14 protein-coding genes are annotated in these 14,267 nt (G+C 34.0%); all 14 read left to right on the top strand.

Translation table 11 applies throughout. The features are described from left to right. The first annotated feature begins 16 nt into the window (after positions 1 to 16). The 14 genes from CHB72_RS01770 (at position 17) to pknB (ending at position 14,267) form a co-directional block, all read left to right on the top strand. Positions 17 to 898, top strand: a complete 882-nt coding sequence (locus tag CHB72_RS01770; protein ID WP_089281137.1) for a YicC/YloC family endoribonuclease — start codon at positions 17 to 19, stop codon at positions 896 to 898. 13 nt (positions 899 to 911) lie between these two features. Then, positions 912 to 1,193, top strand: a complete 282-nt coding sequence (gene remA / locus CHB72_RS01765; RefSeq protein ID WP_089281136.1) for an extracellular matrix/biofilm regulator RemA — start codon at positions 912 to 914, stop codon at positions 1,191 to 1,193. Between the two features lie 22 nt (positions 1,194 to 1,215). Next, on the top strand, positions 1,216 to 1,818 hold the full coding sequence (gene gmk, locus CHB72_RS01760; RefSeq protein ID WP_089281206.1) for a guanylate kinase: 603 nt from the start codon (positions 1,216 to 1,218) through the stop codon (positions 1,816 to 1,818). A gap of 14 nt (positions 1,819 to 1,832) precedes the next feature. Then, on the top strand, positions 1,833 to 2,054 hold the full coding sequence (rpoZ, locus tag CHB72_RS01755) for a DNA-directed RNA polymerase subunit omega (protein ID WP_089281135.1): 222 nt from the start codon (positions 1,833 to 1,835) through the stop codon (positions 2,052 to 2,054). Then, positions 2,054 to 3,247, top strand: a complete 1,194-nt coding sequence (coaBC, locus tag CHB72_RS01750) for a bifunctional phosphopantothenoylcysteine decarboxylase/phosphopantothenate--cysteine ligase CoaBC (RefSeq protein ID WP_089281134.1) — start codon at positions 2,054 to 2,056, stop codon at positions 3,245 to 3,247. Before rpoZ ends, coaBC begins: the two co-directional genes overlap by 1 nt. A 153-nt stretch (positions 3,248 to 3,400) precedes the next feature. After that, the gene (gene priA, locus CHB72_RS01745) at positions 3,401 to 5,893 is read left to right on the top strand and encodes a primosomal protein N' (protein ID WP_089281133.1); all 2,493 of its coding nucleotides are present in this window, start codon (positions 3,401 to 3,403) and stop codon (positions 5,891 to 5,893) included. Between the two features lie 14 nt (positions 5,894 to 5,907). Next, positions 5,908 to 6,348 carry a peptide deformylase gene (gene def, locus CHB72_RS01740; RefSeq protein WP_089281132.1) on the top strand — a complete coding sequence of 147 codons (441 nt, stop codon included), beginning with the start codon at positions 5,908 to 5,910 and terminating at the stop codon, positions 6,346 to 6,348. A gap of 21 nt (positions 6,349 to 6,369) precedes the next feature. Then, on the top strand, positions 6,370 to 7,302 hold the full coding sequence (gene fmt / locus CHB72_RS01735; RefSeq protein WP_089281131.1) for a methionyl-tRNA formyltransferase: 933 nt from the start codon (positions 6,370 to 6,372) through the stop codon (positions 7,300 to 7,302). A gap of 1 nt (position 7,303) precedes the next feature. After that, positions 7,304 to 8,077 carry a DUF116 domain-containing protein gene (locus CHB72_RS01730; protein ID WP_089281130.1) on the top strand — a complete coding sequence of 258 codons (774 nt, stop codon included), beginning with the start codon at positions 7,304 to 7,306 and terminating at the stop codon, positions 8,075 to 8,077. Positions 8,078 to 8,084: 7 nt separating this feature from the next. Further along, entirely contained in the window at positions 8,085 to 8,765 is a 681-nt protein-coding gene (locus tag CHB72_RS01725) for a zinc metallopeptidase (RefSeq protein ID WP_089281129.1), read from the top strand. Between the two features lie 164 nt (positions 8,766 to 8,929). Then, a complete protein-coding gene (rsmB, locus tag CHB72_RS01720) occupies positions 8,930 to 10,267 on the top strand; it encodes a 16S rRNA (cytosine(967)-C(5))-methyltransferase RsmB (protein ID WP_089281128.1) in 1,338 nt (445 codons plus the stop codon). Positions 10,268 to 10,394: 127 nt separating this feature from the next. Continuing rightward, a complete protein-coding gene (rlmN, locus tag CHB72_RS01715) occupies positions 10,395 to 11,438 on the top strand; it encodes a 23S rRNA (adenine(2503)-C(2))-methyltransferase RlmN (RefSeq protein ID WP_089281127.1) in 1,044 nt (347 codons plus the stop codon). A 100-nt stretch (positions 11,439 to 11,538) separates the two neighbouring features. Continuing rightward, positions 11,539 to 12,288: a Stp1/IreP family PP2C-type Ser/Thr phosphatase gene (locus CHB72_RS01710; RefSeq protein WP_089281126.1), complete on the top strand. Its 750-nt coding sequence runs from the start codon at positions 11,539 to 11,541 to the stop codon at positions 12,286 to 12,288. 5 nt (positions 12,289 to 12,293) lie between these two features. Further along, a complete protein-coding gene (pknB, locus tag CHB72_RS01705) occupies positions 12,294 to 14,267 on the top strand; it encodes a Stk1 family PASTA domain-containing Ser/Thr kinase (protein WP_089281125.1) in 1,974 nt (657 codons plus the stop codon).

Below are 14,267 nucleotides of genomic sequence, written 5' to 3'. Positions count from 1 at the left end.
TGGAAGGATGAAATCTATGTTGATAAGCATGACAGGATTTGGCAGAAGCGAAGTCCAAAAAGAGTATAAGCAATTTAATATTGAACTAAAAACAGTAAATCACAGATATATGGATATAAGTATTAAAATGCCTAGAAGTTTTGCATTTTTGGAAGATAATATTAGACAAGTTGTTAAAAACTATATAAAAAGAGGTAGAATAGAAATATATATTAATTATAAGAATATTGGAGAAAGTGATGTTAAGGTATCTACTGATATGGCACTGGCTCATCAATATATTAGCGCATTAGAAGAAATCCATAACAGTTTTAAAATAGAGAAAGATATAGCAGTTTCTACCATTGCTAGATTCCCTGATGTTCTACAGCTAGAAAAAGCGGAAGAAGATGAAGAAATTATTTGGAATCTATTAAACGAAGGACTGATAGACGCTTTAAATAATTTATCAGGAATGCGACAAGTGGAAGGCTTGAAGTTGAAAGAAGATCTACTTCATAGGTTAGAAACTCTTGTATTGTTAATAAAGAAAATAGAGGTTAGAAGCCCTGAAATTGTTTTGGAACATAAGGAGCGTTTAAACAAACGGATTAAAGAATTATTAGATGGGGAATCCGATGTTGATGAGAGTAGGATAGCATTGGAGGTGGCATTGTTTGCAGATAGAAGCAATATTACAGAAGAAATTGTTCGATTGAATAGCCATATTAGCCAATTCAAAAAATCAATGAAACAGGAAGAAGCTGTTGGAAGAAAGCTGGATTTTATTATTCAAGAAATGAATAGAGAAATAAATACTATTGGTTCAAAAGCTAATGACCTAACTATTTCGAATATTGTAGTAGATGTAAAAAGTGAGTTGGAAAAAATAAGGGAACAGATTCAAAATATTGAATAGGGAGGCAAAAAATATGAATATAAAGTTAATCAACATTGGTTTTGGAAATATCGTATCTGCTAGTCGAATTATTGCTATTGTTAGCCCTGAATCAGCACCTATAAAAAGAATCATTCAAGAGGCTAGGGATAGAGGGATGTTAATAGACGCTACATATGGTCGAAGAACAAGAGCTGTTATTGTAACTGATAGTGATCATATTATCTTATCTGCAGTACAACCAGAAACTGTCGCCCATAGATTAAATGCTAAAGATTCAAATAAAGAAGTGGAGACAACTGTTGAAGGTGATTAGAGGTATGAAAGAGGAGATAATTATGGAAAAAAAGGGATTATTAATCGTTGTATCTGGACCCTCGGGAGCAGGGAAAGGTACTATATGCAAAACTTTAGCTAGACTAAATCCAGACATAAAGATTTCCATTTCTGCTACTACAAGAGAACCTAGAAGGGGAGAAACTGACGGAGAAAATTATTATTTCATTTCTAAAGGGAATTTTGAAGGAATGCTTCAGGAGAATGCTCTCCTTGAATACGCTAAAGTATATGACAACTATTATGGTACTCCTAAAAAGTACGTATTAGAAAATTTAGAAAAGGGCAATGATATTTTATTAGAAATAGATATTGCTGGTGCGTTACAGGTAAAAGAAAAATTTCAAGATGGTGTTTTTATTTTTATACTCCCACCGTCACTAGAAGAACTAAAAAACAGAATTGTAGGTAGAGGAACAGAAAGCGAAAAAGATATTGAAAAAAGATATGGTTGTGCAATAGAAGAGATCGAACAGGTTATAAAATATGACTATGCGGTTGTAAACGATGATATTGAAAGGGCTACTAAGGATGTAGAAGCCATTATAAGAGCAGAAAAATGCAAAGTTACTAGAGTTCAAGATAATATCAAATCAATATTTTAAGGAGGAATGATATCGTGTTATATCCATCAACGAATGATTTAATGAAAAAAGTAGATAGTCGTTATACATTAGTAGTAGCTGTTGCTAAAAGAGCTAGACAGTTAATAGACGGAAATGATCCTAAAGTAAAGCCTTCTTCCCATAAACCAGTTTCTATAGCCACTCAGGAGATCGTAGAAGATATGGTGACCTATACTCCAGCTGTAGAGGATAAAAGTACAAAGGTTGTTGAATAATGTTAACAGGGAAAAATATTGTAGTAGGAGTAACCGGTGGAATAGCTGCTTATAAAGCTTGTGATATAGTAAGTCAACTTAAAAAACTGAATGCCAATGTCGACGTTATGATGACAAAAGCTGCAATGGAATTTGTTAAACCCTATACTTTTCAAGCTTTAAGTCAAAATCCTGTTATTACTGATCTCTTTGAGACTCCGAGATATTGGGATATAGAACATATATCCCTTGCTCAAAAAGCTGATATCATTTTGGTAGCCCCTGCTACAGCAAATATCATTGGAAAGATAGCTCATGGGATTGCTGATGACATATTATCTACTACCATTATGGCATCTACTGCAAAAGTAGTTTTTGCTCCTGCTATGAATACAAAAATGTATGAGAACCAAATACTTCAATCAAATATGAAGAGATTAATAGATCTTGGCTATGGATTTATACCGCCAGGAGAAGGAAGATTGGCTTGTGGAGATGTTGGCACAGGAAAACTAGCAGAAGTAAGCAAAATCGTAGAGTTTCTCCTTGAGTTAGAAAGGGAAGACAAGGATTTGTTGGGTAAGAAGATTTTAATCACAGCTGGACCAACAGTAGAATCTATTGATCCTGTTCGATTTATTACGAATCATTCCAGTGGAAAGATGGGTTATGCGTTAGCGGAGGCTGCAAGTAAAAGAGGTGCTAAGGTCACATTAGTTTCAGGACCAACAAATTTGACACCACCTTGTCATGTTAAGTTTATTTCTATAAAAAGCACACTAGATATGTATGAGGCTGTCATGTCTAATTTTAGGCAGCAGGATATTATTATTAAATCTGCTGCTGTTGCTGATTATCGACCTAAAGACGTTGTTGATAAGAAAATCAAGAAACAAGAGGGAGATTTATCGATCACTTTAGTGAGAAACCCTGATATATTATTGGAGTTAGGAAAAATAAAAGATGACAGGGTATTAGTAGGCTTTGCTGCTGAAACAGATCATTTAATTGAATATGCGAAGGAAAAAATTATTAAGAAAAATTTGGATTTTATTGTAGCAAATGACGTGACACAACAAGGAGCTGGATTTGGTACTGATACCAATATTGTCTGCTTAATTGATAAGAATAATCATATTAAGAAAATTGATAAAGCTACCAAACTAGAAATTGCCCATCAAATTTTAAATAAAACAAAGGAATTTTATCAATAATCCACAGTGCTTCTAGTGTTAAGGAAATTAATTATTAACATACATTCATAAAAAGGGCCTCAAAAATAAAGGCTCTTTCTTTTTTATTTAGATAAAAATTTGATATAATAGAGAGAATAGCAAAGCATTAAGCTAAATCAGGGAGGTGATGGAATGAAAAAAGAAATCCATATAGCACAGGTTATTGTTAACAACAACAGTCTCCAAACTGATAAAATATTTGATTATAAGATTCCAGAGGGACTACAGAATACTCTCCAAAGGGGTATGAGGGTGATCGTACCCTTTGGTATGGGAAATAAGAAGCTTGAAGCTTATATAATGAATATAAAAAGAGAAGAAAAGATTGAGTATAAGTTAAAAGAGCTCTTATATCCTATAGATGATGAACCGATTATTAATGAAAAACAAATAAGATTAATTGTTTGGCTGAAGAATAAGTATATGTGCAAGTATATTGAGGCGATTCAATGTGTTCTTCCTACAGGGATTGTCAATAAGGAAAAGAAAACTATTTGTTTATTGGAAGAAGATTGGGCAACAAAATGCTATAAAAATTCCAAAAATCAAGTGGAGCTTCTAAAATTGTTAGAGGATTTAGGTGGTAAAGCCACTTTAGAAAAACTATATAGCAGATTGTCAACTAACAATATAAATAATACCTTAAAGCTGTTAGAGGAAAAAGAATTCATTAAAATAGATTATGAAATTTCTTCTCGTGTAAAGATACAAACACAACAGTATGTACAGTTAACTATAGAAAAGAAAGAAATTGAGACCATAATCAACACCTTGAAAAATGCTAAAAGACAGAGAGAAATTTTGTTGTTTTTAAAGGAACATAGAGAATGTCCGGTAAAAGAATTACTTGACCTATTAAAAGCAAATAGAGCTTCATTAAATGCGTTAGTTTCCAAAGGCTATGTTACAATTAGTGAAAGAGAATATAAGCGGGATCCCTTTAAAAATTTAGAGTTTAAGAACTTTCCAAAACTTAACCCTAATATAGAACAAAAAGAGATTATTGATGAAATCAAACCATATATTCATAAGGAAGAGCCAAAAACCTTTTTGTTGCACGGGGTAACTGGCAGTGGAAAGACAGAAATATATTTACAGCTTATTGAGGAAGTTTTAAACAAAGGAAAACAGGGGATTGTCTTAGTGCCAGAAATAGCTTTAACACCTCAAACAATAGAAAGATTTTATGGAAGATTTGGAGAAGGAATAGCTGTACTTCATAGTAATCTTTCTGAGGGAGAAAGATTTGATGAATGGCGTAGAATTGTGGAGGGAAAAGTAAATATTGTTGTTGGTGCTAGGTCAGCTATATTTGCTCCCTTTAACAAGCTTGGTATGATTATTATTGATGAAGAGCATGAAAGCACTTACAAATCGGATCATCATCCAAAGTACCATGCTGCAGAAGTTGCTGCTTTCAGAAGTAGAGAAGAAGGGGCAATTGTAGTACTAGGCTCAGCTACACCTTCTTTAGAAACCTATTATAGAGGGGAAAAAGGTGAAGTGTTATTGCATACCTTGGCAAAAAGAGCGACAGCATCAACCTTACCGGAAGTTGAGGTTATTGATATGCGTCAGGAATTAGATCATGGGAACACAGAAATTTTAAGCGAAAAACTTTTTTCCTTGATTAAAGAAAACCTTGATAGAAAAAAGCAAATAATACTGTTTTTAAATAGAAGAGGTTATGCTACTTTTGTTTCTTGTAAACAATGTGGTTACGTAGTAAAATGTACCCATTGTGATATTACCATGACTTATCATAAAAATATGAAAAATCTTCAATGTCATTACTGTGGAGAGAAAAGAGAGGAACCAAAGCTTTGCCCTTCATGCGGGGGTACTCACATAAGGTATAATGGGATGGGGACTCAAAAAATAGAAAAGATCATCGAAGGATACTTTCCTAATGCTGTTATTGGGAGAATGGATATGGATTCCACCAGCGTTAAGGGTTCTCATCAAAGAATACTTGAAAGTTTCAAAAATGGGGAAATAGATATTCTTGTTGGGACCCAAATGATTTCTAAAGGTTTAGATTTTCCTAATGTTACATTAGTAGGTGTTATTTCTGCTGACGCTTCATTAAATCTCCCAGACTTCAGAGCATCTGAAAAGACTTTTCAACTAGTCACCCAGGTAGCGGGGAGAGCAGGAAGAGGAAGCGAAAAGGGAAAAGTAGTTATTCAAACCTATAATCCTCAGCATTACAGTATACTTGCAGCATCACAACATGATTACGATAGCTTTTATAAGGAGGAATTACCTATTAGAAAAGAGTATTTTTATCCTCCTTTTGTACAACTGATCAATATAAACTTTATTGGAAAAAAAGAAGAAGAGGTATATACTGTTTCCAAAAAAATTGCAAATAATATAAAATATATATTAAAGTCAAAAGGATATAATAAATATGATGAAATTGTCTTTGGACCTAATCCAACCATCATTGCTAAAGTGAATGAAAAATATAGATATCAATTATTGCTAAAGGATATTGATGTACCCTATAGATTTTTAAAATCTATTTTAAAGTATTTATTAATGGAGAATCGACAGAAATTTGTACCTGCTTCTATATCTTTAAGTATTGATATTGATCCATTATACACAATGGGAATTTAGTTAGGAGGAGAAAAATGGCGATTAGAATAATTAGACAGGATGATGATCCGATCTTAAGAAAAATATGTAGAAGTGTAGATAAAATTGACAGGAGAATAGAAATTTTGTTAGAGGATATGGCGGAAACTATGTACAGTGCCGAGGGGGTTGGTTTAGCGGCTCCTCAAATTGGAATTCTAAAAAGAGTGATTGTCATAGATATTGGAGAAGGACTTATAGAGATGATTAATCCAGAAATTATAGAGGAGCAAGGGGAACAATGTGATATTGAAGGCTGCTTAAGCCTGCCTGGTCAATCAGGTGATGTAATTCGTCCTAAAAAAGTAAAGGTAAAGGGACTAAATAGAAAAGGTAAAGAAATAATTGTTGAAGGGACTGAACTATTGGCTAGAGCACTTTGTCATGAAATAGACCATCTTAACGGCATTTTGTTTACTGATAAAATTGTAGAATAAAGATAATTAGAGGTGATGACGGTGAAGATAGTTTTTATGGGTACCCCAGATTTTGCAGTACCATCATTAGAAGCTTTGGTAGAGGAGAAACATGATATTGTGCAGGTTTTCACTCAGCCTGATAGACCAAAGGGTAGAGGTAATAAGCTTACAATGCCACCAGTGAAGGAAAAGGCATTAGAACATAACTTAAAGGTTTGCCAGCCCCATAGTTTGAAAAATACTGAGATAGTAAATATCATTAAAAATCTAAATCCAGATCTTATTGTTGTAGTTGCTTATGGACAAATACTAACAAAGGAAGTACTAGCCATTCCTCCACTAGGGTGTATTAATGTGCATGCCTCCCTTCTTCCTAAATACAGAGGAGCTGGTCCAATTCAATGGGCTATTATCAATGGTGAGAAAACAACAGGTATTACAACAATGTATATGGGGGAAGGACTAGATACAGGAGATATGATATTAAAGGAAGAAATTTTTATTGGTGAAAATGAAACAGCAGAGGAGCTACATAACCGATTATCTCTATTAGGTGGAAAAGTACTGAAAGGAACCTTATTACAAATAGATAAAGGTACTGCACCTAGAGTAAGACAAAACCATGAGGAATCCACTTATGCCCCTAGGCTTACTAAAGAACTGGGCAATATTCAATGGAATAAAACTGCAGAAGAGATACATAATCTAATAAGAGGGACAATTCCATGGCCGATGGCTTATACAAATTATCTAGACAAGACAATGAAGATTTGGAAAAGTGGTATTGAAAAAGGTAATGGCTCTAATGAACCAGGTAAAATTATTGAAGTAACTAAGGATAAAATCATCGTGGCGACAGGAAAAGATTCCTTAGCAATAGAAGAATTGCAATTTAGTGGAGGGAAACGTTTAGCAGTTAAGGATTTTTTAGTAGGGAATACAATAGAAAAAAATATCATACTGGGTTCTTAAGATGGAGATGAATAAAGAAATTGTTAAGGATACATCTACTAAATTGTTTGCCTATTTATTAGTAATTATGTTAACGATGGTATTAGGAGTATGGGTAGCATTGTTTTGGTTGTCTCTTAGAAGTACCACCATTTTATATCAATTCATTGTGTTTAGTAGTATGATTTTATTGCTTGGTGTGGGAGTAGCTATAGGCATAACCATTTTTGCGGTTATGTTATTATGGTATAATAAAAAGGTACCCTCTATTATTAAAAACATTATGATGATCTTTATTGATGCTTCCCATCCCTTCATTATGGTACTGGGGAAAGCTTTGAAATATGATAAAGATACTATTAGAAGGGGTTATACAAGCTTAAACAATCAATTAGTATTAAGTAATAAGTATCATTTAAAAGGGGAAGAAATATTAATACTAACACCCCATTGTATCCAAAAATCATTTTGTCCCCATAAAATCACTAACGATACGAATAATTGTAAAAGATGTGGTTTGTGTAATGTGGATCAGCTACTGGAGTTTAGAGAACAGTATGGTGTTGAGTTTAGGATTGTTACAGGGGGAACTTTAGCAAGAAAACTAATCATGGATTTAAAGCCTAAAGCTGTTATTGCTATCGCCTGTGAGAGAGATTTGCTTAGCGGATTGATGGATGTTAAAACAATACCTCTTTTAGCTATTGTTAATAAAAGACCAGAGGGCCCTTGTGTTAATACAGAAGTAGATTTACTAGAGGTAGAGAAGGCAATTATACATTTTATAGAGGAGTGAGTAGGCAATGTTTTTACCTTTTGATTCAACAATGATTTATTTACTACCAGCTATCATCTTTGCTTTATATGCCCAAAATAAAGTGAAAACAACTTTTAGTAAATATTTAAGAGTTCCAACTCGAAAGGGGTATTCAGGATACGATGTAGCTAGGGCGATATTAGATCAAAATGGTCTTAGAGATGTACCGGTTGAGATGGCTCAGGGGTATTTAACGGATCATTATGATCCAAGACGTAGAATACTAAGGCTATCTAGGGAAGTATATAATGGAAGTTCTATTGCGTCCGTAAGTGTGGCGGCCCATGAAGTAGGCCATGCCTTACAGCATGCTGGAGGTTATGTTCCTTTAACGCTTAGGAATGTGATTTTCCCAATAGCAAGCTTTGGTTCAAGAATGGCTTGGTTTTTTGTAATCGGTGGGCTCTTGCTTATACCAGAATTATTGGACATAGGAATTCTCTTGTATACAGCCGCAGTATTATTTCAAGTGGTTACTTTACCGGTTGAATTTAATGCCAGTAGCAGAGCTTTAAATCTATTGGAGACTAATGGTTTTATTTCAAGTGAGGAATATAGACCATCACAAAAAGTATTGAAGGCAGCAGCATTAACTTATGTAGCAGCAATGGCAACGGCATTGGCACAATTGGTCCGATTGATAGCTCTCAGAAACAGAAGAAGATAATAGAGGCGTGCAAACGCCTTTATTTTTTGGGCAAAACTATAGACTGTATGTATTAAAATTTAATGATAAAGACGTACATCCATACAGTAAATAACAAAGTTATTAAATTTATTTATATAAATCTTATAATGATATATAATAATTAGAAACAGGAGGTAGCATGTATGGAGGCTAGAGAAGCTGCATTAAAGGTTTTATATAATATAGAAGCAGAGAAGGCTTATTCTAATATAGCTCTAAACAAAACATTTAAAGCCAATGAATTTACAAAATTAGATAGAAATTTTATTACGGAGCTGGTTTATGGAACATTAGAAAACCTAATTTTTGTGGATTACGTTATTCAACAGTTCTCTACAATGAAGCTAAAAAAAATGAATCTATGGACATTAAATCTTCTAAGACTAGGAACCTATCAAATCTTCTTTTTAGATAAAGTCCCTGATTTTGCGGCTGTTAATGAATCAGTAAACCTATCTAAGATATATTGTAAGAGAGCTTCTGGGTTTATAAATGGTATATTAAGGAATATGATTAGAAACAAAGAAAATATAGAACTGCCTAATAAAGAAAAAGAATTTAAAAAGTTTTTATCTGTCAAATACTCTCATCCACAATGGATGGTGGAAAGATTTTTAGAGTATTTTCCAAAGGATTTTACAGAGGAACTATTGAGAGTCAATAATGAAACCCCTAAGCTTCACATAAGAGTGAATACATTAAAAGTCTCTGTAGAAGAAGTTGTTCGTTTTTTACAGGAAAAAGATATTCAAGTAAATAGAAATCCTTATATTTCCGAAGCGATAACTGTAGAAGAAGGCTTCAGCCAGTTAGAAGAGCTAGATATATATATAAAAGGATTGATACATATCCAAGATTTTAGTTCAATGTTAGTAGCTAAAATTTTAGATCCAAAGGAAGGACAATTTATCATAGACGTGTGCAGTGCTCCAGGTGGTAAAACTACCCATATGGCACAATTAATGAACAACAAAGGAAGAATACTAGCAAGAGATATTCATGAACATAAGCTAAAACTGATAAAAAGCAATGCCAATAGATTAGGTGTTAAGATGATAGATGTAGAAAAATTTAATGGCAAGGATTTAGATGAAGATTTAATAGAAACTGCAGATAAAGTATTGGTTGATGCTCCATGCTCAGGATTAGGCATTATTAGAAGGAAACCAGAAATCAAATATCGTAAAGAACCAGATGACATGAAGACGATCACAGAGCTGCAGCTATTAATATTGACGAATGCATCAAGATATGTGAAAAGGGAAGGTGAGCTTTTATACAGCACCTGCACAATTGATCCTAATGAAAATCAAAAAATCGTTGAAAGATTTCTAAAACAGCATTCAAATTATGAGTTGATTGATATAAATCATTTCTATAAATCGATAGTACCTGGAGAACATAAAGGAAATATGATTCAGCTATATCCCCATCTTCATGGGACAGATGGTTTCTTTATTGCAAAATTGAAAAAGAAATAATATCATTTATTAATATACGTCGTTAGACTTAAATTTTAATACACACGGTCTACGATTTTGCAAAACATAGCCCTTAGTGTATTAAAATTTATAAGCGTATATCTATAATAGATTAGGAGGCTTATACGTGAGTAAATTAGACTTGCTAGGCTTGACGTTGGAAGAGACTGAAGATTTAGTAGAAAAACTAGGAGAAAAAAAATATCGAGGGAAACAGATCTTTCAATGGGTTAATAGAGGAGAAAAAAGTTTTGAGGCTATGTCCAATATATCAAAGACCTTGCGGGAAGGATTACAGGAAAATACCTTTATTACAGAGGTGAAAATCGAGAAAAAGCTCGTATCAAAGATCGATAACACTACAAAGTATTTGTTTTTGCTGGAGGATGGGAATATAATAGAAGGAGTAGTCATGCAGTATAAGCATGGACTTACAGCATGTATATCTTCACAGGTGGGCTGTCTGATGGGATGCAGTTTTTGTGCATCTACAGTTGGAGGATTAGTAAGAAATCTAAGCGCAGGAGAAATGATAGATCAGATCCTGTTAATGCAGAAGGATTTAAGAGAGAGAATTTCAAATATTGTCATCATGGGTAGTGGTGAACCATTACATAATTATAAGGAAGTCATTAACTTTATAAAAATAGTCAATAATGAAAATGGATTAAAAATAGGGAATAGACATATTACCTTATCCACTTGCGGCTTGATTCCAGAAATAAAAAAATTGGCTGATTTGTTAATTCCTATCAATTTAGCAATATCTCTTCATGCTCCTAATGACGAAATAAGACAGAAACTAATGCCGATTGCAAAGAGGTATTCCTTAAAAGAGTTGATAGAAGCCTGTAGGTACTATCTACAAAATAACAATAGAAGAATAACCTTTGAATATGCCTTGGTTAAGGGAGTAAATGATCAGGAGAATCACGCGCAACAATTGAGTCAATTATTAAAAGGCTTACTCTGTCATGTTAATTTAATTCCTGTCAATACAGTGGAGGAAGCAGGACTTAAAAAGTCAAACCAAGATCAGATAAAAAGATTTCAAAACATCTTAAAAGGAAAGGGTATAGAAACCACAATAAGGAGAGAAATGGGTTCTGATATCCATGCTGCATGTGGACAATTGAGAAACAGTTATATGGATCAGATGCAAGGACTGTAAATGTAACTCTTAGCGTATTAAAATTTATAAGCATGTATTCATAGGAAGGGTTTGGAGTAAAACTGTCGAATATATGTATATTGATGGGAGGGAAGCAAAGATGATAGCAGCAGCAATAACCGATGTTGGAAAAGTAAGAGAAATAAATGAAGATAACTATTGTATTGATGAAAATCAAGTAGGCTTATATATGGTGGCAGATGGCATGGGAGGTCATAAAAGTGGTGAGGTTGCTAGTTCGATAGCGATTAATATAATAAAAGAACATATTACTCATTACTTAACGGAAGAGTTTCAAGAGCAATCGGTAAAAGGGGTTATATTTGAAGCATTTAATAGAGCCAATAAAGAAATATATAATAGATCTAAAGAAGATTTTGATTGTGAAGGCATGGGAACTACTGTAACAATGGTTTTAATTATAGATAAGAGAGTATACATAGGCCATATTGGAGATAGTAGAGCGTATCTCTTAAGAGAAGAGGTATTGCAACAAATTACTGAGGATCATTCCCTAGTGGCAGAGCTAGTTAGGAACGGCAGCATTACCGAACGGGAAGCGATGCGACACCCTCAGAAAAATATTATTACCAGATCATTAGGAACAGATGAAAATCTCAAAGTAGATATATTTTCGATGGATTTGAACAAAGGGGATATACTAATATTATGCACTGATGGTTTAACTAATTTTGTAGACAAAGAAGAATTGAAAAAGGCGGTACTTGAAGAAGACGATTGTTTTGAAAGCTGTAGCAACCTTGTTTCTTTAGCAAATCAAAGGGGTGGGTATGACAATATAACAGTACTTATTGTTAAAGATCAACCCACTTTTACAGAAGGTAGGTGAAAGCGATGATTGGCAAAATATTAGGTAATCGATACGAAATTGTGGAAAAAATTGGCGGCGGAGGAATGGCTTTAGTATATAAAGCTAAATGTAATCTATTAAATAGATATGTTGCAGTCAAGATATTGAGATCAGAGTTTACCAGCGATAAAGATATCATTGATAAATTTAGAAGAGAATCTCAAGCAGCGGCAAGCTTATCCCACCCTAACATTGTGAACATATATGATGTTGGAGAAGAGGAAGATATTTATTATATTGTAATGGAATATGTTAAAGGACAAACCTTAAAGCAGTTAATACAAGAAAAAGATAAATTATCCTTACAAGAAATTATTAACTTTACTAAACAAATAGCTATGGCGTTGCAACACGCCCACTATAACCATGTAATTCATAGGGATATTAAGCCCCATAATATTTTAATTGCAGAAGATAATCGGGCAAAGGTTACAGATTTTGGGATTGCTTTAGCTGCAACGACCTCAACCATAACCAATATGGGTAGTGTAATCGGTTCAGTTCATTATTTTTCACCAGAGCAGGCTAGGGGTGGCTATATCGATGAAAAATCTGACTTATATTCTTTAGGTATTGTAATGTATGAAATGGCTACAGGAAAAGTGCCGTTTGAGGGAGAGAGTCCTATATCTGTAGCTTTAAAACATATTCAACAGGAGCCAGTTATTCCTTCAGAAGTTTACCCAGAAATAGCTCCAGGATTAGAAGAAATCATATTGAAACTAATTGAAAAAGATCAAGCATCTAGATATCAGAACACACAAAGCTTAATAGAAGATTTAGAAACGCTAAAGGAAGATGCTAGTGCTAATTATATGTCAGACCCAATAAATCATGAAGATTCTCCCACACAAATCATACCGAGGATTAAAGAAGAAGATATCCAAGATGTGAAAAAGAGTCCTTCAAAGAGTCCGGGAAAAAATAAAAAGAAAAACAATAAAGTTTTAATCGTTTCTGCTGTTGCAGCAGCGTTAATTGCAGCATTATTGTTTACCTTTGGTCTTTTTTATGTTAGTAATTTATTTAAAACAGAAGAGGTAGAGGTACCTAATTTAGTTGGGAAGAGTATTGATGTAGCTAGAGTAGAGGCAAATCAACTGGGTTTAGAGCTTAAGGAAACATCAATGGCCAGCAGTGAGGTTCCTATTAATGAAATTATTGATCAGACAACACCATCAGGTAGAAAGGTTAAACCAGGCTTTGCTATTGAAGTGGTGGTTAGCACAGGACCAACACCAGTAAAGGTTCCAAATCTAGTATATAAAGAGGCTACTGATGCCCCATTTATATTAGAAAATGAAGGATTACAGGCAGGAACTCCCAGTTATGTATTTGATGAGTTGCCTATCGGGACAATCATAGAACAGGACCCAAAGGAAGGAACTTCCGTTCCCGAAGGGACTACTGTTACTTATACGGTTAGTCAAGGACCACGGGTGGTTACCTTCCCCATGCCAAAGCTTGTGGGCTTGAGCTTGGAGGTTGCTAAAAATAGAATACAACAGTATAATCTGCAGGAAGGCAGTTTTGTTGAAGAGCATAGCGATGAACATCCTGAAGGACAAGTATTTTTCCAAAATCCTGCGTTTGAAAGTGAGGTACAGGAAAATGATGTTGTAGACCTCATTGTGAGTAAAGGACCTAAACCAATAGAAGAAATTGAGGAGCCAGATCCAGAAGACAATAATAACGATGAACCAGAGGACAGTGTGAATACCTCTACCAATAATCTTTCTACACAAAATGTAACAATCAACTTTAAAGGTCACACAGGTGTTGTAGATATCGTTATCAAAAGTATCTTATCAGGAAAAGAAGTTGTAAATATCAAGCATGATGTTGCTAAGGATGGAAGTAGTGCGTTGGTTACGCTTACAGGTTCAGGTGCACAAGAGTTCGAATTATATGTAAATGGTAGAAAACAAGACAATATTAAGGTGAATTTTAAGAATTGA

This window comes from Anaerovirgula multivorans (assembly GCF_900188145.1).
GTDB classification, from domain to species: Bacteria; Bacillota; Clostridia; order Peptostreptococcales; family Natronincolaceae; genus Anaerovirgula; species Anaerovirgula multivorans.
This window is presented reverse-complemented; position numbering and strand designations above follow the sequence as displayed.